The organism is Kitasatospora sp. HPM-01-4, assembly GCF_051374625.1.
In the GTDB taxonomy this organism is placed as follows: domain Bacteria; phylum Actinomycetota; class Actinomycetes; order Streptomycetales; family Streptomycetaceae; genus Kitasatospora.
Genome location: NZ_JBPQGP010000005.1, coordinates 4320305 through 4342312, shown reverse-complemented (window position 1 = coordinate 4342312; position 22008 = coordinate 4320305). Strand labels below are relative to the sequence as shown.

The 22008-nt window shown below is 72.6% G+C and carries 19 protein-coding genes and 2 tRNA genes; 10 read left to right on the top strand and 11 right to left on the bottom strand.

Translation table 11 applies throughout. The features are described 5' to 3' along the window. Positions 1–338: 338 nt before the first annotated feature. The 3 genes from ACSMTC_RS18890 to ACSMTC_RS18880 all read left to right on the top strand — a co-directional run bounded on the left by ACSMTC_RS18890 (position 339) and on the right by ACSMTC_RS18880 (position 4731). Positions 339–1898 (top strand): hypothetical protein, encoded by a 1560-nt coding sequence (locus tag ACSMTC_RS18890; protein ID WP_436560874.1) that lies wholly within the window; start codon positions 339–341, stop codon positions 1896–1898. A 181-nt stretch (positions 1899–2079) separates the two neighbouring features. After that, positions 2080–3618, top strand: coding sequence for a N,N-dimethylformamidase beta subunit family domain-containing protein (locus ACSMTC_RS18885; RefSeq protein WP_436560873.1), 1539 nt, complete (start codon positions 2080–2082; stop codon positions 3616–3618). A 213-nt stretch (positions 3619–3831) separates the two neighbouring features. Further along, on the top strand, positions 3832–4731 hold the full coding sequence (locus tag ACSMTC_RS18880; protein ID WP_436560872.1) for a phosphoribosylaminoimidazolesuccinocarboxamide synthase: 900 nt from the start codon (positions 3832–3834) through the stop codon (positions 4729–4731). A gap of 77 nt (positions 4732–4808) precedes the next feature. On the opposite strand, the gene ACSMTC_RS18875 is transcribed toward ACSMTC_RS18880, so the two are convergent. From ACSMTC_RS18875 to ACSMTC_RS18845, 7 genes are all read right to left on the bottom strand, one after another. Next, positions 4809–5462: a response regulator gene (locus ACSMTC_RS18875; RefSeq protein WP_436560871.1), complete on the bottom strand. Its 654-nt coding sequence runs from the start codon at positions 5460–5462 to the stop codon at positions 4809–4811. Beyond that, positions 5459–6715 carry a sensor histidine kinase gene (locus tag ACSMTC_RS18870; RefSeq protein ID WP_436560870.1) on the bottom strand — a complete coding sequence of 419 codons (1257 nt, stop codon included), beginning with the start codon at positions 6713–6715 and terminating at the stop codon, positions 5459–5461. Before ACSMTC_RS18870 ends, ACSMTC_RS18875 begins: the two co-directional genes overlap by 4 nt. Positions 6716–6817: 102 nt before the next feature. Next, positions 6818–7645, bottom strand: a complete 828-nt coding sequence (locus tag ACSMTC_RS18865) for an ABC transporter permease (RefSeq protein WP_436560869.1) — start codon at positions 7643–7645, stop codon at positions 6818–6820. Beyond that, a complete protein-coding gene (locus tag ACSMTC_RS18860; protein WP_436560868.1) occupies positions 7642–8631 on the bottom strand; it encodes an ABC transporter ATP-binding protein in 990 nt (329 codons plus the stop codon). Before ACSMTC_RS18860 ends, ACSMTC_RS18865 begins: the two co-directional genes overlap by 4 nt. A 187-nt stretch (positions 8632–8818) precedes the next feature. Then, a tRNA-Gly gene (locus ACSMTC_RS18855) sits at positions 8819–8891 on the bottom strand. 36 nt (positions 8892–8927) lie between these two features. After that, positions 8928–9000 (bottom strand) — tRNA-Gly (locus tag ACSMTC_RS18850). A gap of 155 nt (positions 9001–9155) precedes the next feature. Further along, positions 9156–9473, bottom strand: coding sequence for a histone-like nucleoid-structuring protein Lsr2 (locus tag ACSMTC_RS18845; RefSeq protein ID WP_030304494.1), 318 nt, complete (start codon positions 9471–9473; stop codon positions 9156–9158). A gap of 465 nt (positions 9474–9938) precedes the next feature. Here ACSMTC_RS18845 and purS point away from each other — a divergent pair, with 465 nt between their 5' ends. The 5 genes from purS (at position 9939) to ACSMTC_RS18820 (ending at position 16035) form a co-directional block, all read left to right on the top strand. Then, a complete protein-coding gene (gene purS / locus ACSMTC_RS18840; RefSeq protein WP_436560867.1) occupies positions 9939–10193 on the top strand; it encodes a phosphoribosylformylglycinamidine synthase subunit PurS in 255 nt (84 codons plus the stop codon). Next, positions 10190–10870 carry a phosphoribosylformylglycinamidine synthase subunit PurQ gene (gene purQ / locus ACSMTC_RS18835; RefSeq protein ID WP_436560866.1) on the top strand — a complete coding sequence of 227 codons (681 nt, stop codon included), beginning with the start codon at positions 10190–10192 and terminating at the stop codon, positions 10868–10870. Before purS ends, purQ begins: the two co-directional genes overlap by 4 nt. Continuing rightward, positions 10870–13125: a phosphoribosylformylglycinamidine synthase subunit PurL gene (gene purL, locus ACSMTC_RS18830; RefSeq protein ID WP_436560865.1), complete on the top strand. Its 2256-nt coding sequence runs from the start codon at positions 10870–10872 to the stop codon at positions 13123–13125. Before purQ ends, purL begins: the two co-directional genes overlap by 1 nt. Positions 13126–13283: 158 nt before the next feature. Further along, positions 13284–14108: a sterol carrier family protein gene (locus tag ACSMTC_RS18825; protein ID WP_436560864.1), complete on the top strand. Its 825-nt coding sequence runs from the start codon at positions 13284–13286 to the stop codon at positions 14106–14108. A 160-nt stretch (positions 14109–14268) separates the two neighbouring features. Next, a complete protein-coding gene (locus ACSMTC_RS18820; protein ID WP_436560863.1) occupies positions 14269–16035 on the top strand; it encodes a WD40 repeat domain-containing protein in 1767 nt (588 codons plus the stop codon). Positions 16036–16150: 115 nt separating this feature from the next. On the opposite strand, the gene ACSMTC_RS18815 is transcribed toward ACSMTC_RS18820, so the two are convergent. Continuing rightward, positions 16151–17044 (bottom strand): DUF3152 domain-containing protein, encoded by an 894-nt coding sequence (locus ACSMTC_RS18815; RefSeq protein WP_436560862.1) that lies wholly within the window; start codon positions 17042–17044, stop codon positions 16151–16153. A gap of 191 nt (positions 17045–17235) precedes the next feature. On the opposite strand from ACSMTC_RS18815, the gene ACSMTC_RS18810 reads away from it, so the two are divergent. Continuing rightward, positions 17236–17655, top strand: a complete 420-nt coding sequence (locus ACSMTC_RS18810) for a DUF3151 domain-containing protein (RefSeq protein ID WP_344639194.1) — start codon at positions 17236–17238, stop codon at positions 17653–17655. A 126-nt stretch (positions 17656–17781) separates the two neighbouring features. Here the strand turns inward: ACSMTC_RS18810 and fbaA are convergent, their stop codons facing one another. After that, complete coding sequence (gene fbaA / locus ACSMTC_RS18805) at positions 17782–18804, bottom strand: class II fructose-bisphosphate aldolase (RefSeq protein ID WP_436560861.1); 1023 nt, start codon at positions 18802–18804, stop codon at positions 17782–17784. Between the two features lie 331 nt (positions 18805–19135). Here fbaA and ACSMTC_RS18800 point away from each other — a divergent pair, with 331 nt between their 5' ends. After that, on the top strand, positions 19136–19846 hold the full coding sequence (locus tag ACSMTC_RS18800; protein WP_436564730.1) for a DedA family protein: 711 nt from the start codon (positions 19136–19138) through the stop codon (positions 19844–19846). 94 nt (positions 19847–19940) lie between these two features. On the opposite strand, the gene pyrE is transcribed toward ACSMTC_RS18800, so the two are convergent. Both pyrE and ACSMTC_RS18790 read right to left on the bottom strand, forming a co-directional pair. Then, the gene (gene pyrE, locus ACSMTC_RS18795) at positions 19941–20477 is read right to left on the bottom strand and encodes an orotate phosphoribosyltransferase (protein WP_436560860.1); all 537 of its coding nucleotides are present in this window, start codon (positions 20475–20477) and stop codon (positions 19941–19943) included. 215 nt (positions 20478–20692) lie between these two features. Next, a complete protein-coding gene (locus tag ACSMTC_RS18790; RefSeq protein ID WP_436560859.1) occupies positions 20693–21988 on the bottom strand; it encodes an SRPBCC family protein in 1296 nt (431 codons plus the stop codon). Positions 21989–22008 lie beyond the last annotated feature (20 nt).

The window sequence follows — 22008 nt, the reverse complement described above, 5'->3', positions numbered from 1 at the left end:
TCCGGGCCTTATGGTGCGCTGGATCGCGCCGGATCACGGTGGCTCGCTCCGGGCCGTCGTGCGCGGTGCCGGGTGGCGTCCGGAGCGGTCAGGGGGATGCTGAAGTCGTGCAACGTCACCAGGACGGGTGGAAGCAGGCCGATCCGGAACACGCACCCGCATGCTGGCGTCAAAACTGTCAGAAGTGCCAGGCAGGATGCACAACCGGTGTCGGCGCAGGTCGATGCCCGGTCTGAACTGATCATTTCGAGTCGGCTCGGGTGTCCGGACCGTTGCGGACCTCCTCCGTGGGGTACCGCGATCACCGACCTCGGGCTCCGAAGGGGGTGCCGCGTCGCATGGCCGCTGTGGAAGCCGCCCGTGCACAGGCCCAGGCCCTGTTGCGGGTGCGGGGGTTCGGGGTGGCCCTCGCCGCGCTGCCCGCCGCCCTCGCCGCGGTGCTGCTGGCCGGCCGGTTCACCGGGCGGATCGGCGCACCGGGTGCCGCCGACGCGGCGGCGTGGGACGCCGCCCGCTGGGTGGCCGGGGTGGTCGCGGTGCTGGTCCTGACGGTCGCCGCGCTGGTGGCCAGGGCCCACGCCAGAGCCGTCCCGCCGCGCACCCCGGCCGTTCCGGTGTCCCGGGACTGCGCTCCGGAGCTGTACCGGCTGATCGGCGAACTCGCCGAGCGGCTGGAGGTGCCCACCCCCTCGGGCATCGCGCTCACCCCCGACTGCGACAGCTGGCTGGAGGAGGCCCACCCGCGCCGCGGGCTGTTCAGCCGCCACCGCGCCGAGCCGACCGCGCCGGTGCTGGTGATCGGCTCGCCCTTCCTGTGGTGGATGCGGGCGGGGGAGCTGCGCGCCCTGCTCGCGCCCGTGGTGGCCGGCACGGCGGCCGCCGCCGACCCGGAGATCGCCGCCGCCCGCCGCTACGTCCGCAGCCTGGACGCCGCGCTGGACACCTCGGGCACCGGCCGGCGCAGGGGCCCGGCCGCCCTGGTGGGCGGGGTCACCCGCCGGCTGCTCGCCGCCTGCCGGGACCACTCGGCGGAGCTGGAGCGCTCGGTGGCCGCCTGGGCCTCCGACCGCGCCAAGGCGGTCGACTACGGTCTGCGGATCGCCGCCCAGGAGCAGGTCGGCCTGGCCTACGCGGGCTGGGACCGGCTGCTCAGCCGGGTCGCGCTGCCGGCCTGGCGGCTCGGCCGGCTGCCCACCCACCTGAACGCGGGCGTGGTCTCCGCCCTGACCGAGCTCTCCCGCCGCGACCGCCTCGCCGAAGGGTACGAGTCCCGGCTCGGCGACCGGCCCGCCTGCGACCTGCTGGAGGAGCCGGGCGAGGTGGACGCGGCGGTCTCGCTGCTCGCCGCCGAGCTGTTCTTCGGCACCTCCGCCACCGGCTGGCAGGACCTCGACTGGGCGGACTACCCGGCGCAGGTGGTGGACCTCGGCTGGCGCACCCAGGCCGCCGCCCTGCAGGCCGCGCTGGCCGGTACGGCGCCGGGCGGCGCGGCGGACGCGGCGCGGCGAGGTGGCGCCGGGCGCGACCGGGCCGCCGGGCCGCCGCTGACCGGCCTGCTGGCCAGGCTCGCGGAGGGCGGGGGCGAGCCGCTGTCCGCCGCGCTGGCCGCCCAGCTGGCGCTCAGCGGCTGGTGTGCGCCCCCGCTGCAGCCCATGCGGCCCGGACGCGACCTGCTGGTCGAGCACGTGACCGCGCTGGTCTGCTGCGCGGCGGTGGACACCGGGGCCGGCACCCCGGGCCTGGACTGGCTGGACGGCCCGGTGCTGCTGGTGGACGGCAAACGCGGGCCCGATCCCTCCTCGCCGGTGGCGCAGGCGGTGGAGCAGGGCAAGGACGCCCCGTTGCGCGCCTGGCTGGAGGGCGCGGGTGTCCGGCTCGAGCGCCCCGTACGTCTCTGAACCCGGCCGGGTTTCCGGAGGTCATGGCGGAGCAGAGGGTTTCAACACCACTTGTTGCTACCGTGGGGTGACGCAGCGCCAGCACTTTGTGGTGTGCTAGATCCCAGCACGCACATACATCTGGCACATGCCACCGAGCGGGGGAGCGCCGGGCCGGGCCCGGCGACTGTGGGAGGGGCGCGTGGGGACGGAACTCAACCGCCGCTGGGAGTCGGGCACGCTGGCACACGGTGTCTCCGACCCCTTCGGGCAGGGGCCGCTGCCCTGGCTGCGAAGTCCGGACCAGTACGTGGCCGGGGCCGAGGGCGCCGTGCCCTGGTACGTCAGCGTGGACGCGCCCGGCCAGCAGCCGCTGGACACGCCGCCTCCCAGGCCGCCGATCGGCACCCCGGCCAACGCGGAGGACGTGAACCAGCAGATCAAGGGCTTCGCCTCGGCCGGCGTGATCCGCCCCGGCGGCTCGGTGGACTTCCGGGTCACGGTGAACCCGCCGCGCGAGTTCACCGTGGACGTCTACCGGATCGGCCACTACAACGGTGACGGCGCCCACCACACGACGTCCAGCCCGCTGATCGCGGGCGTGTCCCAGGCCGCGCCGCTGGTGGTCGGCCGTACCGTCTCCTGCCACCACTGGTGGCAGTCCTGGCGGCTGCAGGTCCCGCCGCACTGGAGGCCGGGCGCGTACGTCGCGGTGCTCACCACCGCCGACAACCGGCACCGCACCCACATCCCGTTCACCGTGCGGGACTTGACCGATCCCGGGCATGCGGGCGAGCTGCTGCTGGTGCTGCCCGACGTGACCTGGCAGGCGTACAACCTCTTCCCCGAGGACGGCCACCAGGGTGCCAGCCTCTACCACGCCTGGGACGACCACGGCCGGCTGCTGGGCGAGCAGGAGGCCGCCGTCACGGTCTCCTTCGACCGGCCGCACGCGGGCGCCGGGCTGCCGCTGCACGTCGGCCACGCCTACGACTTCATCCGCTGGGCCGAGCGCTACGGCTACGACCTGTCCTACGCCACCGCCTCCGACCTGCACGCCGGTCTGGTCGAACCGGCCCGGCACAAGGCGCTGATCTTCCCCGGGCACGACGAGTACTGGTCCGAGCCGATGCGGCGCACCGTCGAGCGGGCCAGGGACGACGGGACTTCGCTGGTCTTCCTCTCCGCCAACACCATGTACTGGCGGGTCGAGCTGACGGCCGCTCCGTCCGGCGAGCCGAACCGGCTGCTCAACTGCCGCAAGCGCCAGCGGGTCCCGGCCCGGAACCCGGCGGCCGGGGTGCCGGGCAGTCAGAGCGCGCTCTGGCGGGACGCGGGCGAGCCCGAGCAGCACCTGCTCGGCATCCAGTACGCCGGGAGCGTGCCCACGCCCGTCCCGCTGGTGGCCCGGAACACCTCGCACTGGCTCTGGGAGGGCACCGGTCTGCGGGAGGGCGAGCAACTGCCCGGGCTGGTCGCGGGCGAGGCGGACTGCTACTTCCCCAGGGTCGCCCTGCCCGAGAACACCGAGCGGATCCTGCTCGCCCACTCCCCGTACCGCGACGCCCTGGGCAAGCCGCGCTTCCAGGAGACCTCGCTCTACCGGGCCCCCAGCGGCGCGTACGTCTTCGCGGCCGGCACCTTCGCCTGGTCCCCCGCGCTCGACCGCCCCGGCCACACCGACGACCGCGTCCAGCGGGCCACGGCCAACCTCCTCGACCACATCCGCAAGGAGGGCTAGCCGCCCTCGGGCGCCGTCGGCCCCGCCGGCCTGCGCGGGCTTCGTTCCCGGGGAGGAACCCCATGCCTCGGGGGAGGCTGTCCGGCCCGTCCGGTAAGGGGTCTGAGCTACGCGCGTGGAACGGGCCGGGAGAGGGCTTCGTGACAGACTCGGGCCAGTGACCTTCCCTTTCTCGCCGCATCGGGGCGAGAACCACCCTGAGGACTGAAAACCTTGAGCGGATTTGTCACCAAGCCCGAGCCGGTCCAGGTGCCCGGCCTGGTCCATCTGCACACCGGCAAGGTGCGTGATCTCTACCGAGCCGAGAACGGCGACCTGGTGATGGTGGCCAGCGACCGGACCTCCGCCTTCGACTGGGTGCTGCCGACCGACATCCCCGACAAGGGCCGGATCCTCACCCAGCTCTCGCTGTGGTGGTTCGAGCGGATCGCCGACATCGTGCCCAACCACGTGATCTCGACCGAGGTCCCGGCCGAGGCGCCCGCCGACTGGAAGGGCCGCACGCTCATCTGCCGCAGCCTGGACATGGTCCCGGTGGAGTGCGTGGCCCGCGGCTACCTGACCGGCTCCGGTCTGCTGGAGTACCGGGCGGACCGTACGGTCTGCGGCATCGCGCTGCCCGAGGGCCTGGAGGACGGCTCCGAGCTGCCCGGCCCGATCTACACCCCGGCCCTGAAGGCCGAGGTCGGCGAGCACGACGAGAACGTCTCCTACGAGGAGACCGCTCGCCGGATCGGTCCCGAGCTGGCCGCCACCCTTCGGCAGACCACGCTGGCCGTCTACTCCCGGGCCCGGGACATCGCCCGCGAGCGGGGGATCATCCTGGCGGACACCAAGTTCGAGTTCGGTCTGAGCGGCGACGAGCTGGTGATCGGCGACGAGGTGCTGACCCCGGACTCCTCGCGCTTCTGGCCCGCGGACCGGTGGGAGCCGGGCCATGCCCAGCCCTCCTACGACAAGCAGTTCATCCGCGACTGGCTGACCTCGCCCGAGTCCGGCTGGGACCGCGCGAGCGAACTCCCGCCGCCGGCACTGCCCGCGGACATCGTCGAGCGAAGCCGTGCCAAGTACGTCGAGGCCTATGAGCGCCTGACCGGTCTCACCTGGGCCTGACGGGCCGCAGGGCCCTTCCCGGGGCCGGCGGGTCCACCCTCGGACCCGCCGCCCCGCGCCCGGACAGGACCCGCCGGTCAGATCCAGCCGCGCTCGCGGGCCACCCGCACCGCCGAGTGGCGGTTCTCCGCGCCCAGTTTGGTGGCGGCGGAGGAGAGGTAGTTGCGCACGGTCCCGGGGGAGAGCGAGGCCCGTTCGGCGATCTCGGCGACCGAGGTGCCGTCGGCGGCCAGCTCCAGGACGTCGGTCTCCCGGGGCGTGAGCGGGCTGTCCCCGGCGCTGATCGCGTCGGCGGCCAGCTCGGGGTCCACGTACCGGCCGCCGGCCCGGACGGTGCGGATGATCCCGGCGAGTTCCTCGGCCGAGACGGTCTTCGGCAGGAAGGCGCGCACCCCGACCTCCAGCGCCCGCTTGAGGTAGCCGGGGCGGCCGTGGCCGGTGACGATCATGGTGCGGCAGTCCGGCAGCCGCCGGCGCAGCTCGGCCGCCACCTCGATGCCGTCCAGACCGGGCATCTGGAGGTCGAGCACGGCGACGTCCGGCCGGTGGGCCTCGGCCATCGCCAGCGCCTCGGGCCCGGAGGCGGCCTGGGCGACCACGGTGATGTCGTCCTCCAGGGCCAGCAGGGCGGCCAGTGCGCCCCGGATCAGGTGCTCGTCGTCGGCGAGCAGGACGCAGGTGCCCGAGGGCGCCGCTCGCTCGCCCGGGGATCCGGTGGTGGGCTCGGTCATCGGGCGCTGTCCTCCAGGGCGGTGACGGTACGGCTGTCGGTCAGGGGCAGGCTCGCGGTCAGCCGGTAGCGCCCGGCACCCGGCTGCTGGCAGGTGAGCCGGCCGTCCAGGGCGGTGAGCCGCTCCCGGAGTCCGGCCAGCCCGGTGCTGCTTCCCGCACTGGGCTTGGGGACCACGGGCACACCGTCGTTCTCGATCTCCAGCACGGCCCGGCCGTCGGCCGGTCGCAGCCGGATCGAGCAGTACCTGGCGTCGCTGTGCCGCAGCACGTTGGTGGTCGCCTCGCGGATCACCCAGCCGAGCACCGACTGGACGGTCGGCGGCAGCGTGCCGGTCTCCGGGGCCAGCTCGGTGGTGCACTCGACCTGGGCAGCGCGCAACACCGAGCGAGCGCCGGCCAGTTCGATCTGGAGGTCGGCGGCCCGGTAACCGCGTACGAGGTCGCGGACCTCGCGCTGCGACTCCTGGGCGATCCGCTGCACCTCGGCCATCTGCTCGGCGGCCTCCGCGCGGCCCCGGCGGGCCAGTTGGACGGCGAGTTCGCTCTTCAGCGCGATGGTCGTCAGGTTGCGGCCCATCACATCGTGAAGGTCGCGGGAGAACCGCAGCCGCTCCTCGGCCACCGCCAGCCGCGCCTGCTTCTCCCGGGCGGCGTCCAGCTCCCAGACCGCCCCGATGACCCAGGCCGAGATGCGCCAGGCGGTGCTCATGAAGGCGGTCCAGAAGGCGGTGACGATCACCACCCCGATGGCGGCGGGGAGGGAGCACCCCGTCAGGTACCCCACCGGAGCGATCAGCAGGATCCCCGTCGCGCAGACCAGGACACCGGAGCGGACCGACAGCGCGATGACCGCCGGACCGAGCCCGTAGCCCACCAGGTAGGCGACCGCGGTGGTGGTGGACGGGATCTGCTCGTACCGGTGGGCCGGAGCGAGCAGCAGGAGGGCCGGGACCGCGGCGGCCAGCATCAGTCCGGTGGCGACCAGCCATCCGGTGGGCCTGCCGCGGCGGCCGAGGTAGTGGCTCAGCGCGGCACGCAGGGTGCAGATGGAGAGCGCGGTGCCGGTGACGGAGACCGCCATACCGACCGGGAACAGCAGGTGGGAGCGGGCGGCGTGCTGGCCCGAGAAGGAGGAGAGCGCCACCAGCGGCTGGATCAGCTGGGTCAGATACATCGACCAGCGGAAATAGAGCTCCGTGCGCTGTGGCTTCCCGGTGGCCCGCCAGCGCCGCACCGGTCTGGTCAGATCCATGCCGATTTCGTCCCGTTCCCCCGATTCCATGAATTGTGCTGTCTTCCTATCAGTCAGGGGCGTAGGCGAACTAGGCGGGGGTTCGGCCGAAATGAGGTGGCCTCAGCCCCGCGGCTCCCAGCGGAACCAGCGGCGGGCGGCCCAGACGGCGACGGCGATCCAGAACACGGCGAGACCGAGGTGCGGGAGGGCCCTGGTCCAGGTGCCGAGGAAGTCCGTGGCGGCGGAGCTGCCGTCGGTGCCGAACCAGCCGATCCGCACCAGCTGGAAGGCCGGGGTGGTGGGCAGCGCGCGGCAGAAGGTGGCGAGCTTCTCCGGCAGGATCTCCAGGGGGATCATCATCCCGGAGCCGAGCTGCGCGAGCAGCATGATCGGCAGGGTGGTGATCCCGGCGCTCTCGACGGTCTTGGTGAAGGCGCTGGTGGCGGCCGCCAGGGCGACCATCAGGGCGATGCCGAGCACCAGCCCGAGCACCAGCAGGACCGGGTTCACCGGAGCCGGCAGCTTCAGCGCCACGGCCCCGCCGACGCCCAGGACGACACACTCCACCAGCGCGAGGATGACCGAGGGGACGGCCGTCCCGCCGAGGATCTCCAGATCGGTCGCCTCGCCGGTGCGCATCCGCTTGAGCACCAGGGCGATGCGGCGGCCGACGTACGCGGCGGTCAGGTTGTAGTAGACGACGAACATCAGGATCATCCCCGCCACCGCGCTGATCAGGGTGGCGTGCTGGTCGAGATCCGGCTTGTGCGCGGCCATCTGCTTGAGGACGGAGTGCACCACGAGGACCATCGCCGCCGGCATCGCCAGGGCCATGTAGAGCGCGGTGCGGTTGCGCAGCAGCAGGGTGGTCTCGGCCCGGCCGAGGGCGAGCAGCCGGCCGAGCGGCGAGGTCGGGGACGTGGCGGCGGAGGCGGTCAGGGCGGTCATCGGGCGGATCCGATCAGGGCGGGGGCGGCTGCGGTGTCGGTGTCGGCTTCGGCGGCGATCGCGAGGAAGGCCTCTTCGAGCGAGGCGCTGCGGGCGTCCAGCGCGCCGAGCGTGATCTCGTGGTGCGCGGCCCAGCCGAGCAGGTCGGTCAGGGTGGCCTGGAGCCGCGGGGTGCGCAGGGTGATCCGGCGGCCCTCGGAGCTGACCTCGGCGTCCAGCGGCGGCAGGCTGAGGCTCTCGTAGCGGCCGTACCGCTCGGGCAGCTCGAAGGTGATCCGGGACGGGCGGTCGGCGAGCACCTCGGCGACGGTGCCCCCGGTGACCACCCGGCCCCGGTGCATGATGGCGAGGCGGTCGGCGAGCTCCTCCGCCTCCTCCAGGTAGTGCGTGGTCAGCAGCACCGTGGTGCCCTCGGCGCGCAGTTCGCGGACCAGCCGCCACACGGCGGCCCGGGCCTCCGGGTCCAGGCCGGTGGAGGGCTCGTCCAGGAAGAGCACCTCGGGCCGGCCGAGCAGTGCCATCGCCAGGTCGAGCCGGCGCCGCTCGCCGCCGGAGAGCTGCTTGACCCGTACGCCGCGCCGGTCCAGCAGGCCGACCAGGTCGAGCGCCTCGTCCACCGGGCGGGAGCCGCTGGTGAGTCCGGCCCAGGTGCGCCCGGTCTCGGCGACGGTGAGCTCGGAGGGGAAGCCGCCCTCCTGCAGCATGATCCCGATCCGCGGCCGGACCCGGGCCCGCTCCCGGTACGGGTCGTGGCCGAGCACCCGGACCGTTCCCGCGGTCGGGGCGGCCAGGCCCTCGATCAGCTCCATCGTGGAGGTCTTGCCCGCGCCGTTGGTGCCGAGCAGGGCGAACAGCTCGCCCCGGCGGATGGTGAGGTCGAGGCCCCGGACGGCGTCGAAGCCGGCGGAGCCGGCGGGACCGTAGCGGCGCTGCAGGCCGCGGACCTCGACGGCGGGCTGCTGCTCGGAGGAGCTGCTGTTCTTCATGCCTCCAGCCTCCCGGCGGCGGGGCGGCGAGGGCAGTGCGTCCCGTCATCGAAGGCCGGTGCGGATCCACGGGCCGGCGATGACAAATGTCATCGGTGCGGGAAGGGCCCGAACCCCGGAAACCGGAGCGAGGGTGGGGCGGGAACGGCGAAGGCCCCCCTCGATGGAGGGGGGCCTTCGCAACCTGAGCGGACGACGAGATTCGAACTCGCGACCCTCACCTTGGCAAGGTGATGCTCTACCAACTGAGCCACGTCCGCACGATCTTCAATTATGAGTACTGCGAGAGTACTACGAGCGGACGACGAGATTCGAACTCGCGACCCTCACCTTGGCAAGGTGATGCTCTACCAACTGAGCCACGTCCGCACGGTGCGATTCGGCGTTTCCGCCTCGTGCACCAGCCGCCTCTCCGGTTCCCCGTTGCGGCGACGAGGAATACTCTACCCCATGTTTCGGGGTGGTCGCCCCACCCTTCCCGCCGGTGCGGTCGGGGCGGGGGCGACGGGCCTGCTGCGGCAGGATCAGTTGGCCTCGGCGAAAGCCTCGTAGACGTGCTTGGGGATGCGGCCGCGAGCGGGCAGCTCCATGCCGCGCGACTGCGCCCAGGCCCGGACGGCGGCCGGGTCGGGGGTGAGCGCCGTGCGGCGGAAGGACTTTCCGGTACGGCTCTGGCGGCGGCCGGCCGCGACGAACGGGGCGAGGGCCTCCCGCAGCTTCTCCGCGTTGTCCACGGACAGGTCGATCTCGTACGACTTCCCGTCTACGCCGAAGTGGACGGTTTCCGCGGCGGCGCCGCCGTCCAGGTCGTCGGAGAGCGTGACAACTACACGCTGAGCCATGGGCGTCAATCCTCTCGGGCAATTCGGCCGTCGGGCGCGGGCTGCGCTCGACGACCACGTGCACCGGCTGGGAATGATGAGCAGGCGGACGGCATCGGCCCATGCCGATACGCCCGACTCCCCGTTGCCGGTCGCCCTATTCTGCACCCGAAGCGGGCGGAAATCGAAGGCCTCCATGCTTTCTTTTTCCGAATTTTCATCGGTCTTCACGCTTGGCGGATAGTCCCGATACGGGTGGTCGATCTGTCCGGAGTGCCGGTATTCGGGTGTTCCCGCGGGTGCTTGGCAGGGGACATTTAAGCCGCCGAAAGAGGGCCGCCGAAGAGGCGACTGAGAGCTCTGGAACCCTTGGTGCGTAAGGGGCGTAGGTCTACGCGCGTTGCCTCGACCGGCAGGCAAACTCACCCGAAAGCCCCGGTAGTCTGAAGGTCCCCGCCTTCACGCACCACACCACCGGGAGTGCAAGTGGCACGCGTCGTAGTCGACGTCATGCTCAAGCCGGAGATCCTCGACCCCCAGGGCCAGGCGGTGCAGCGCGCACTGCCCCGTCTCGGTTTCGACGGGATCGCCGACGTCCGCCAGGGCAAGCGTTTCGAACTGGAGCTGGAAGGGCCGGTGGACGACGCCGCGCTCGCCCGCATCCGCGAAGCCGCCGAGACCTTTCTGGCCAACACCGTGATCGAGGACTTCACCGTCCGCGTCGAGGAGGAGGCAAAGTGACCACCCGCGTAGGGGTAGTCACTTTCCCCGGCTCTCTCGACGACCGCGACGCCCAGCGCGCGGTCCGTCTGGCCGGCGCCGAGCCGGTCGCCCTCTGGCACCGTGACAAGGATCTCCACCAGGTCGACGCCGTCGTCCTGCCGGGCGGATTCAGTTACGGCGACTATCTCCGGGCCGGCGCCATCTCCCGCTTCTCGCCGGTGATGGAGAGCATCATCGAGCAGGCGAAGCTGGGAATGCCGGTCCTCGGCATCTGCAACGGCTTCCAGGTCCTCACCGAGTCCCACTTGCTGCCGGGCGCGATGCTCCGCAACAACCACCTGCACTTCATCTGCCGCGAGCAGAAGCTGCGTGTGGAGAATGCGGGCACCGCGTGGACGTCCGATTACCAGGCGGGGCAGGAGATTTGCATCCCGCTGAAGAACATGGACGGCCGCTACACCGCCGACGCCCGAACCGTCGACGAGCTTGAGGCCGAGGGCCGGGTGGTTTTCCGCTACCTGGACGTCAACCCGAACGGTTCGCTCAATGACATTGCCGGCATCACCAACGCCGCCGGGAACGTCGTGGGCCTGATGCCGCACCCCGAGCACGCCGTAGAGCCCTTGGTCGGTACCGGTGGCACCGACGGCCTGGGCTTCTTCACCTCCGTCCTGAAGCAGCTGGTGAACACCTGATGACTCTCGACACCGTCAAGAACGCCGAGCAGACCCCGGAATCCGCCCAGCCCTGGGCCGAACTGGGTCTGAAGGAAGACGAGTACGCCCGGATCCGCGAGATCCTCGGCCGCCGCCCCACCGGCGCCGAGCTGGCGATGTACTCGGTCATGTGGTCGGAGCACTGCTCGTACAAGAGCTCCAAGGTGCACCTCAAGCAGTTCGGCGAGAAGAAGCCCGACAGCGACGCGATGCTGGTCGGCATCGGCGAGAACGCCGGTGTCGTGGACGTCGGCCAGGGGTACGCGGTCACCTTCAAGGTGGAGTCGCACAACCACCCGTCGTACATCGAGCCCTACCAGGGCGCGGCGACCGGCATCGGCGGCATCGTCCGCGACATCCTGGCGATGGGCGCCCGCCCGGTCGCCGTGATGGACCCGCTGCGCTTCGGTGCGGCCGACCACCCCGACACCCGGCGCGTGCTGCCCGGGATCGTCGCGGGCATCGGCGGCTACGGCAACTGCCTGGGCCTGCCCAACATCGGCGGCGAGGTCGTCTTCGACTCCTGCTACCAGGGCAACCCGCTGGTCAACGCCCTGTGCGTCGGTGTGATGAAGCACGAGGACATCCACCTCGCGCAGGCATCCGGCGCCGGCAACAAGGTCATCCTCTACGGCGCCCGCACCGGCGGCGACGGCATCGGCGGTGTCTCGGTGCTGGCCTCGGAGACCTTCGACGCCACCGGCCCGGCCAAGCGCCCCGCCGTCCAGGTCGGCGACCCGTTCCAGGAGAAGCTGCTCATCGAGTGCACCCTGGAGATCTTCGCCGAGAAGCTGGTGAAGGGCATCCAGGACCTCGGCGGTGCCGGCCTCTCCTGCGCCACCAGCGAGCTGGCCTCGGCCGGTTCGGGCGGTATGCGGATCGAGCTGGACACCGTGCCGCTGCGCGACCACACGCTCTCGCCGGAGGAGATCCTCATGAGCGAGTCGCAGGAGCGCATGTGCGCGATCGTCGAGCCCGACAAGGTCCAGCGCTTCCTGGAGATCTGCGAGAAGTGGGACGTCATCGCCACCGTGATCGGTGAGGTGACCGACGGCGAGCGCCTGGAGATCTTCTGGCACGGCGAGCTGGTGGTGGACGTACCGCCGCGCACCGTCGCCCACGAGGGCCCGACCTACCAGCGCCCCTACGCCCGGCCGAGCTGGCAGGACGCGCTGCAGGCGGACGAGCCGACGGCGTCCCGGCTGGCCCGGCCCGCCGACGGCGAGGCGCTGAAGGCGGACCTGCTGAAGGTCGTCGGGTCGCCGAACCAGGCCTCCAAGGCGTGGATCACCGACCAGTACGACCGCTTCGTGCTCGGCAACACCGTGCTCGCCTCGCCCGAGGACTCCGGCATGATCCGGATCGACGAGGAGACCAACCTCGGCGTCTCCCTCGCCACCGACGGCAACGGCCGCTACGCCAAGCTGGACCCGTACACCGGAGCCCAGCTGGCCCTCGCCGAGGCGTACCGCAACGTCGCGGCCGGCGGTGCCAAGCCGCTCGCGGTCTCCGACTGCCTCAACTTCGGCTCCCCCGAGGACCCGGACGTGATGTGGCAGTTCGCCGAGGCCACCCGGGGCCTGGCCGACGCCTGCCAGGTGCTCGGCACCCCGGTCACCGGCGGCAACGTCTCGCTCTACAACCAGACCGGCGAGACGGCCATCCACCCGACCCCCGTGGTCGCGGTGCTCGGTGTCATCGACGACGTCAACCGGCGCACCCCGGTCGGCTTCGGCGAGAGCGGCCAGCTGCTCTACCTGCTCGGCGACACCGCCGACGAACTGGGCGGCTCCGCCTGGTCGCAGGTCGTCCACGACCACCTCGGCGGCCTGCCGCCCAAGGTGGACCTGGAGCGCGAGCGGCTGCTCGGCGAGATCCTGATCGCCGCCTCGCGCGACGGCATGATCGACGCCGCGCACGACCTCTCCGACGGCGGCCTGGGCATGGCGCTGGTGGAGAGCTGCCTCAAGGGCGGCAACGGCGCCCGGGTCGTGGTGCCCGAGGGCATGGACCCGTTCGTGTTCCTGTTCTCCGAGTCGGCGGGGCGTGCCGTGGTCGCGGTGCCGCGCAGCGAGGAGGTCCGGTTCAACGACATGTGCGGTGCGCGTGGCCTCCCGGCCACCCGGATCGGCGTGGTCGACGGCGAATCCCTGGACGTCCAGGGCCAGTTCACCGTCTCGCTGACCGAGCTCACGGACGCGCACACCGGCGTGATCGAGGCGCTGCTCGCGTGACGGACAGGGGCGCGGGAGACCGCGCCCCTGTTTCCCGGACGCGCCGTGGGACGGTCCTACGACGGACCGTCCCACGGTGTGACCGGCATGATCGGCGGAGCGCGGTCCGCATCTGTGTTCGGCCAACCCGCCCGCGCATGTTCCGTTAGCCTGCGGCCATGACCAAGACCCGTGTGTACGACCCCGCCAAGGTCCGCGCCGCGCTCGTCGGGCAGACCGAGGCGCTGCGCAGCGCGGTTCGCTCGCTCTGCGCCCGCCCGGATGCCGATGACGTGCTCAACCTCCCGACCAGGCTGGGGACTTGGGAGGTCCGGCAGCTGGTCGCGCACATCGGCCAGGGCCTCGGGGTGGTGCGCCTGCGCCTTGACGCCCCGGTGCCGGAGGGCAGCCGGCTCGGCCTGGTCGAGTGGGTCGGCCTGACCAGGACCGCCGCGGCACGGGTCGAGACGATGGTGGAGGAGCACGCACGGGAGGCCTTCGGAGGCAGCCCCGAGGAGGTGGCCCGGGAGTTCGACCGGGTCGCCGACGAGTTGCTCAAGACCCTGACTGACCCACAGGTATCGGACCCGGAAAGGAAGTTCGCCACCGCCTTCGGCCCGATGCTGCTGACCGACGTGCTGGTCACCCGCCTGGTCGAGGCCGTGGTGCACGCGGACGATCTCGCCCATGCGCTCGGCCTGGCCGAATTCCCGCACGCCAGGCAGGCCGTGGCCGCCGTCACCCGGCTGCTGGCCGACTCCTTCGCCGCTCAGGTTCCGGGCGGCGCCGTGGAGTTGAGGATCCCCCCGTACGCCGTGGTGCAGGCCGTGCCCGGGCCCAGGCACACCCGGGGCACCCCGCCGAACGTGGTCGAGACCGACCCGCTCAACTGGATCCGCCTCGCCACCGGACGCGTCGCCTGGGGCACCGCCGTCGAGTCCGACGCCGTCTCGGCCAGCGGGGAGCGCAGCGACCTCGCGGAGTTCCTGCCCGTCATGGGCTGACGGCTGCTTGAGAGCGACCGGCGACAGGGAGCGTGGGCGACGCCGCGGGCCCTGCCGCCGGTCGGTCCATGACCGCCGGGCGGTCCGAGGCGCGGCCGCCGGCCGACGGCCAAGTAAGCTCACCAACCGGCCGGACAGGGACGGACGAGGGGGAGCGGGCATGACCGGGCAGGACCACGCGATACCGCCACTGCGGGCCGGGCGCCGCCCGGCCGGGGCCGCGCTGCTGGGCTGGCTGGACGACGACCGCTCACCCCGGCTCTGCCGGATCGCGGGTTCGCCCGGATCAGGCAAGACCCATCTGCTGGAGTGGCTGGCCCAGGCCTGCGGCGGTGAGCAGGCCCCGGAGCGGCGGCGGCTGCACGCCGTGGTCCCCGCGGCCGGGGCGAGTGTGCGCGGCGTGGTCTGGGCCCTCGGCCATCGGCTCGGTGTGCTCGCCCACACCCCCGGCGACCTGCTCACCGCGCTGGCCGAGGGCGGCGGCCGTACGGTCGTCTGCGTCCCCGGCCTCAACCGGGCCGCCGACCCCGCCCGGCTGGTCGCCGAACTCCTCGACCCGCTGCTGCGGCTGCCCCGGGTCCGGCTGATCGTGGAGGCCCCGGAGGGCAGCCCCGAGGCGCTCGGCTTCACCGCCGTCGAACAGCCCGCCGTGCTCGACCTCGACCTGCCGCAGTGGACCGACCCGGCCCGCTACCAGCGCTGGTGCGCGGGCCTGCATGCCGACCCGGCCGGGTACCCGAGTCCGGGCGCGGCGCTCGGCCGCACCCGGCCGCAGGCGCCCGAGAGCCTGGCCCAGCTGGCCGCCCGGGTGCCCCGCCGGGTCGACGGAGGCCTGGATGCGGCCGCCGCCGACGAGCAGGTGCTCTCCGAGCTGTGGGCGGCGACCACCCGCGAGGGCGGGGCCGGCGGGCTGCTGGCCGATCCGGCCCTGCTCTCCTATGCGGGACCGCTCGCGGTGACCACCGCGCTGGAGGGCGCCGGCGGCCCGGTCGTGGCCGTCTGGGACGTGGCCGGACCGGCGCTGATCGCCGAACCCGACCCCGGGGTGCGGGCCGCCCTGCTGCGCACCCGCCTGATCGGCCTGGACGACCGGGCGGCCGAGCGGCTCGCCACCGTCCCCGCGCCCTGGCGCGGCGCCTGGGCACTGTGGCCCAACTCCTCGATCGGCTGGCCCGGACCGGTCGCCTCGCTGGCCCTCGGCGCGGGCGGCTACGCGGGCCAGCTGCTGCTCGCCGACCCGGGCGGCACGATCCGCACCGTCCAGGCGGAGACCGGTGTCCCACTGGCCCGGGTGGACACACCGGACCCCAAACCGCTGCGGGCGCTCTCCGTCACCGCCGAGGGCGAGGTACTGCTGCTGGACGCCTCGGGCGGCGTGGAGGTGATCCCCGGCCCCGGGAGCGCCGCCGACCGGCCCCCGGCGGTGTCAGAACCGCTGGACGTGCTGCGCGGCGCGGCCGGGAGCGGCCTGAGCGCGCTCACCGTCGTCTCCGGACCGCCCGGCTCGGCTCCGGCGGTGGGCGACGAGGCCGGCTCGGTGCACTGGTACCAGGACGGCGCGGTGCTCAGCGAGCGCCTGCACACCGGCCCGGTGACGGCGCTGGCGGGCACCCTGGCGGCCGGCCGGGTGGTGCTGGCCGGCGGCGGCTTCGACGGGAAGGTCCGGCTCTGGTACCCCGGCACGGCGCCGGAGGCCGAACCGCTGGAGGGCGGACACGGCCCGGTCGGCGCGGTCGCCCTGGCCGAGACCCCGGCCGGGCTGCTGGTCGCCGCCGCCTGGGCCGACGGACTGGTCCGGATCACCGCGCCGGGCCGCCCCGGAGTGCTCCTGGACCTGCGTCTCGGCTCCCAGGTCTGGGCCCTGGCCATGGCCGGCGGCCGGCTGGTCATCGGGACCTCGGACGGCATCGCGGCGATCGAGTTCTGAGCGGACGGGCACATCCGGGGGTGCCGACCCGGCGCCGGGTGAGCGGAGCGGTGCGCAGGTGCCAGGCTCCCGCCCGGTTCCCCGCGACCCCGGGCCGCGACCGAGCCGCCGCGGCCTACGGCACCGGCGGGCCGCTGATGTAGGTGCCGTCCGCGGTGTACGGCCAGGCGTTGGGCAGGCAGCCGTTCATGCCGTAGATCTGCTGCATCATCGCCGGGGCGAGCTTGCCCTTGCCGGGGCAGCCCTCGTGGCCGTGGCCGATCCGGTGGCCGACCTCGTGATTGATGATCAGGGCGCGGTAGTCGTCGATCGAGCCGGTGAACTGCGGCGAACCGGTGTTCCAGCGCTTGAGGTTGACCACCACCTGCGGGCCGACGTCGCAGTTCACCTCACCGCCGGTGTTCAGTCCGCCGGTCGCGCAGATCGCGTCGACGGTGGCCGGTGAGGCGATCTTGATGGTGAAGTCGTACTTGCCGTCGGCCACCAGCTGGAAGCCGTCCTTGCCGTTGGTGGTCCAACTCCGCTTGTCGGAAAGGATGTTGTGGATCTGCTTGGCGGCGGCCTGGGCGTCGATCCCGATCCCGTCCTCGACCTCGACCTTGTAGCGGCGGATGTTGCCGTGTCCGACGGCGGCCCCGTCGGCGGCGGCCGTGGTGAAGGTGCCCTTGCCCTTGGCCGGGCCGGGGTCCGCCGAGGGCGAGGACGAGGGGGAGGACGCCGGTGCGGACGGGGACGCGGTGGCCGGCGAGCCCGGGGTCTCCACCCGGGCGCCCGAGCTGTCGGAGCCGGGGGATTCGCTCATCGACGGGACCGCCCGGGCCTGGGTGGTGGGGCCGGCGGCCGGCTTGCCGCCGCCGCTGCCGGGAATCACCAGCGCGGCGGCCGCGACCAGGCCGCCGCCCAGCAGTGCGAGCCGAACAGCCAGTCTGCGCCGCTTGGCCTGGCGGCGGCGTCTTGCCTGCCGGCGGTTCGGGGCCGCCTTGGACCGGCTCTTCGGAGTTGCTCGCACTCGTACGCTCTCTGGTCGCCCGACAGGGTGATAAAACGTCAACTGGTTGACGGCACCAACCACCCTTGCATGCCGTGCGCCGGGCTGTCCACGTACTCCGTATCTGCTTGATGCGCAAGACCGCGTGCGCCACGGAAGGTGCTCGAACGCATCCGGACCGTGTGTGGGACACGGATGGCAGACTTCACTCCATGACCAACTACAAGAACCTGCTCGGCGGACCGGAACCGACCCTGCTGCCCGAGGACGAGCAGCCGTACCGGATGCTCGGCGAGGAGTCGGCCTCCCCGACCCAGGTCGCGGCGGCGTTCCCGACCTTCTCGCTGGCCTGGGCGATGCTCGCCGACGACGCCTTCGACGCCGGTCGCGTGGTGGAGTCGTACGCCTACGCGCGCACCGGTTACCACCGGGGCCTGGACGCGCTGCGCCGCAACGGCTGGAAGGGCCACGGCCCGGTGCCGTGGGAGCACCGGGGCAACCGGGGCTTCCTGCGCTGCCTGGCCGGACTGGCCCGCGCGGCGGATGCGATCAAGGAGACCGAGGAGGCCGAGCGCTGCTGGCAGTTCCTGCGCGACAGCAGCGCGGAGGCGTACGCCGAGCTCAAGCAGTAGCCGACCGTGCCGAAGGGGTGCCCTCCGCCGTCGCGGAGGGCACCCCTTCCGGTACCGGAGCCCGGTGAGCCGGGCTCCGGCCTTGCTCGATGCGGCTGCCGGCCTTACCTGATGCGGTCGCCGGTCCTACTTGATGCGGTTGCCGGCCGAGCGCAGCTGCTGGGCGGCCTCGAGCACGCGGGCGGCCATGCCCGCCTCGGCGAGCTTGCCCCAGGTGCGCGGGTCGTAGGTGCTCTTCTTGCCGACCTCGCCGTCGACCTTCAGCACACCGTCGTAGTTCTTGAACATGTGGTCCGCGACCGGGCGGGTGAAGGCGTACTGGGTGTCGGTGTCCAGGTTCATCTTCACGACGCCGTTCTCCAGCGCGGTGGCGATCTCCTCGGTGGTGGAGCCGGAGCCGCCGTGGAAGACGAAGTCGAACGGGTCGGTCTTGCCGTACTGCTTGCCGATCGCGTCCTGCAGCTCGCGCAGCAGCTCCGGACGCAGCACCACGTTGCCCGGCTTGTAGACGCCGTGCACGTTGCCGAAGGAGGCGGCCAGCAGGTAGCGGCCCTTCTCGCCCAGGCCCAGGGCCTCGGCGGTGCGGACGGTGTCGTTGACGGTGGTGTACAGCTCGTCGTTGATCTCGTGCGAGACGCCGTCCTCCTCGCCACCGGTCGGGGTGATCTCGACCTCAAGGATGATCTTGGCGGCGGCGGCCTGGGCGAGCAGCTCCTGGGCGATGGCCAGGTTGTCGCTCAGGGTCTCGGCGGAGCCGTCCCACATGTGCGACTGGAAGAGCGGGTTCTGGCCCTTGGCCACGCGCTCGGCGGAGATCGCCAGCAGCGGGCGGACGTAGCCGTCCAGCTTGTCCTTCGGGCAGTGGTCGGTGTGCAGCGCGACGGTGATGTCGTACTTGGCGGCGACGATGTGCGCGAACTCGGCGAGCGCGACCGCGCCGGTCACCATGTCCTTCTTGTGCTGGCCGCCGAGGAACTCCGCGCCACCGGTGGAGATCTGGATGATGCCGTCGCTCTCGGCCTCGGCGAAACCGCGCAGGGCGGCGTGCAGCGTCTGCGACGAGGTGACGTTGATGGCCGGGTAGGCGAACTTGCCCGCCTTGGCCCGGTCGAGCATCTCGTTGTAGACCTCGGGAGTTGCGATGGGCATGCGAATCCGCTCCTGTCGGTGTGGGGCGCCCGGACGACACTGTCCGAGACGCGGTACGCCTGGGTCGAGATGAGGCACCTTCCGGCCGGCGCAACGCTGCACTGCGGCCCGGTACCCGGTTCGACGGTGCCGACCGCGGTACGAGGGACGAGGGTGGTTCCATGACCGCGAGGCGGACACCTGTGCCATCTTCCCAGACTCGTCCCCCGAGGTCACCCAGCGGCCCACCACCTGGGACAAAGGGCTTCGAACGCGGCGCCGGAGGCCGGGGAGCGACCGGTGCCTTCAGCTCCTCGCCGGCCTGGAACGCTATCCTGCGCGCGTGGACACCATGAACCAGCTAGCCGTCAACGTGCTCGACGCCAAGTCGCTGATCTCGTCGCTGGGTGCCATCGGGCTGCTCGCGATCATCTTCGCGGAGACAGGCCTGCTGGTCGGGTTCTTCTTCCCGGGCGACTCCCTGCTGATCCTGGCCGGAGTGGCCGCCTCGAGCGCCGCCTCCTCGGTGCTCGGCGAGGGGGCCAGGCTCCCGGCCGCGGTGCTCTTCCTCGGCGCGCCCATCTGTGCCGTCGCCGGTGCGCAGCTCGGCCATCTGATCGGCGCCAAGGTGGGACCGAGGCTGTTCGACAAGCCGGAGTCGAAGATCTTCCGCCGGGAGTACGTGGTCAAGGCGGAGGAGTACTTCGACAAGTTCGGCCCGGCGAAGGCCGTGGTCATGGCGCGATTCATCCCGATCGTGCGGACCTTCCTCAACCCGGTCGCGGGCACGCTGGAGATGTCGGCCAAGACCTTCTTCGTGTGGAACGTGGTCGGCGGTGTGCTGTGGACCGAGTCCATGCTGGCGATCGGCTACTTCTTCGGCGACGCGATGGCGCCGGTGATCGACAAGTACCTGATCCCCGCGATGGCCCTGATCATCCTGATCTCGGTCTCGCCGATCATTCTCGAGGTGCTGCGCGAGCGCAAGAAGAAGAAGGCCGGTCCGGCCGCCGAGGGCGGCGAGCCGGTGAGCACCGGTGGCGGCCGCCACCGCAAGATCTGAGCGGGACGGTCCCGCACAACTGCGACGGCCGGTGTTTCACGTCGTTTCACGTGAAACACCGGCCGTCGCCGTGTCGGTCCGCCTGCTCGCGCGCTTACAGGCCCAGGTCGTCCAGGGTGTAGGCGGTGTAGTAGGGCAGGCCCGCCTTCTCGATCGCGGGGGCCGCGCCGCGCTCCACGATCACCGCGACGCCGACCACCTCGGCACCGGCCTCGCGCAGCGCCTCGACGGCGGTGAGCACCGAACCGCCGGTGGTGGAGGTGTCCTCGACCGCCAGCACCCGGCGGCCCTTGACGTCCGGGCCCTCGATCCGGCGCTGCAGGCCGTGCGCCTTGCCCGCCTTGCGGACCACGAAGGCGTCCAGCTTGCGGCCGCGGGCGGCGGCGGCGTGCAGCATCGAGGCGGCCACCGGGTCGGCACCCAGGGTGAGCCCGCCCACGGCGTCGTACTCCAGGTCGGCGGTGGCGTCCAGCATGACCTTGCCCACCAGCGGCGCCGCCTCGGCGTCCAGCGTGATGCGGCGCAGGTCCACGTAGTAGTCGGCCTCGAGGCCGGAGGAGAGGGTGACCTTGCCGTGCACGACGGCCTTGTCCTTGATCTGCGCCAGCAGGGCGTCGCGGTCGTTGCTCATGAGCAGCCAGTCTAAGGCCCGAACGCCCCGCGTGACCGCCGAGCCGGGCCGTGCGGCCCATCCGGGCGGCGGCGGGGCACCGCTTCGGACGTACTGCTGCGGGCGCGCCGCTTCGGACGCACCGCCCCGGGGCGAGAGGAACCGTGCGTTCGGCCCCCGCACCCCGGGTGACCGCCCCGGGCGTCCCCGGGGCAGTGCGACCCGCTACAGGCGTCTCAGCGCCGGCGGAGGGCGCGGACCAGGACGACCGCGCCGCCGAGCAGCGCCACTCCACCGCCGATCACCCAGGGCATCGCGCTGCGGTCACCGACCGGCCCACCGCTGACCGGGGTCACGTCCGGACCGGCCCAGCGGGTCGCGGCGCGGGCGCGTGCGCTGCGGGCGGGCGGCGCGGGCGCGTACCGGCCGCGCGGCGGGGCGTGGTCCACCTCCTCGGCCGAGCGGCCGACGATGCTCCGGCGTACCGGGCCGGTGAGCGGCTCGTCCGCCGAGCCGAGGCCGTTCTCGTACTCCTGCTCGAACTCGTAGGCGAGATCCGCAGGGGAGTCCGGGATCTCGACCGCTGCCTCTTCCTCGGCCTCGTCCGCCTCCTGCGCCGCTTCAGCCACCTCGGGCTCGGCGCCCTCGTCCGTCTCGTCCGTCTCGTCCGCCTCGGCGGTCACCTCGGACGTCTCGGCCGCAGCGGTCTCCTGCGTCTCAGCAGCCTCCTCCGTCTCGGCGGCCTCCTCGGCCTCCTCCTCGGATGCCTCCTCCGCAGCGGGGGTCTCCGCAGCGGCGGTCTCCTCGGCGGTGGTCTCCTCGGCGGCGGCCTCCTCGGCGGCGGCCTCCTCCGAGGGCTTCGCGAAGACGGACTCGTCCGAGAACGGGATCAGATCGGAGAGGTCCTCGTCCAGGTCGCTGCCGAACCCCGGGGCGTGGGCCTCCAGGTAGACGACGGTGGCGCCGGGCGGCTCCTCGCCGGCGGCCTCGGCGGCCAGCGCGGCCGAGAACCGGTCCAGCAGCCGGCGGCCCGCGGCGGCCAGGGTGGCGGGGTCCAGTTCGGCCAGCCGGCCGCTCGCGCTCAGATCACCGGTGAACCGCAGAGTGGTGCTCGGGGAGTCCTCGTCGCCGCTCTCCGACACGGCGATCCGGACGGTCGCACTCGCCTCGCCGCTGCCCCGCGACTCCTGCCCCTCGGCGAACGCGGTGAGGACGCCCTCCCGCCCCTCGATCAGGGAGAGCACACCCCGGTAGGTGATGGTGGAGCCGCCGATCCGCAGCCGGAGCCGCCCACCGATCTCGTCGCCGAAGGCGTACCGAGGGGCCTTCTTGGCCGCGTTCTTCCGACCGCCCCGACCGCCCTTGCCGGACTTCTTGGCGGTGTTCTTCTCGGTGTCCGGGGCGGCGCCGGTCTCGGCGTCCTCCTCGGCGTCGGTGCCCAGCCCGGGGACACAGCGGACCAGCAGTTCCGGATCCTGCATCGCCTGCTGGACGACGGTGGCCGGCAGCGGGACGACAACCTCATGCTCCATGCCCGCGAGCCTACCGACCC

Excerpts from the sequence above, each read along its gene's own strand:
- ACSMTC_RS18890 (WP_436560874.1), top strand. The coding sequence starts at position 339 with ATGGCCGCTGTGGAAGCCGCCCGTGCACAGGCCCAGGCCCTGTTGCGG.
- ACSMTC_RS18875 (WP_436560871.1), bottom strand. The coding sequence starts at position 5,462 with ATGACCGAGCCCACCACCGGATCCCCGGGCGAGCGAGCGGCGCCCTCG.
- ACSMTC_RS18870 (WP_436560870.1), bottom strand. The coding sequence starts at position 6,715 with ATGGATCTGACCAGACCGGTGCGGCGCTGGCGGGCCACCGGGAAGCCA.
- ACSMTC_RS18865 (WP_436560869.1), bottom strand. The coding sequence starts at position 7,645 with ATGACCGCCCTGACCGCCTCCGCCGCCACGTCCCCGACCTCGCCGCTC.
- ACSMTC_RS18860 (WP_436560868.1), bottom strand. The coding sequence starts at position 8,631 with ATGAAGAACAGCAGCTCCTCCGAGCAGCAGCCCGCCGTCGAGGTCCGC.
- ACSMTC_RS18845 (WP_030304494.1), bottom strand. The coding sequence starts at position 9,473 with ATGGCTCAGCGTGTAGTTGTCACGCTCTCCGACGACCTGGACGGCGGC.
- purL (WP_436560865.1), top strand. The coding sequence starts at position 10,870 with ATGACTCTCGACACCGTCAAGAACGCCGAGCAGACCCCGGAATCCGCC.
- ACSMTC_RS18825 (WP_436560864.1), top strand. The coding sequence starts at position 13,284 with ATGACCAAGACCCGTGTGTACGACCCCGCCAAGGTCCGCGCCGCGCTC.
- ACSMTC_RS18820 (WP_436560863.1), top strand. The coding sequence starts at position 14,269 with ATGACCGGGCAGGACCACGCGATACCGCCACTGCGGGCCGGGCGCCGC.
- ACSMTC_RS18810 (WP_344639194.1), top strand. The coding sequence starts at position 17,236 with ATGACCAACTACAAGAACCTGCTCGGCGGACCGGAACCGACCCTGCTG.
- fbaA (WP_436560861.1), bottom strand. The coding sequence starts at position 18,804 with ATGCCCATCGCAACTCCCGAGGTCTACAACGAGATGCTCGACCGGGCC.
- ACSMTC_RS18800 (WP_436564730.1), top strand. The coding sequence starts at position 19,136 with ATGAACCAGCTAGCCGTCAACGTGCTCGACGCCAAGTCGCTGATCTCG.
- pyrE (WP_436560860.1), bottom strand. The coding sequence starts at position 20,477 with ATGAGCAACGACCGCGACGCCCTGCTGGCGCAGATCAAGGACAAGGCC.
- ACSMTC_RS18790 (WP_436560859.1), bottom strand. The coding sequence starts at position 21,988 with ATGGAGCATGAGGTTGTCGTCCCGCTGCCGGCCACCGTCGTCCAGCAG.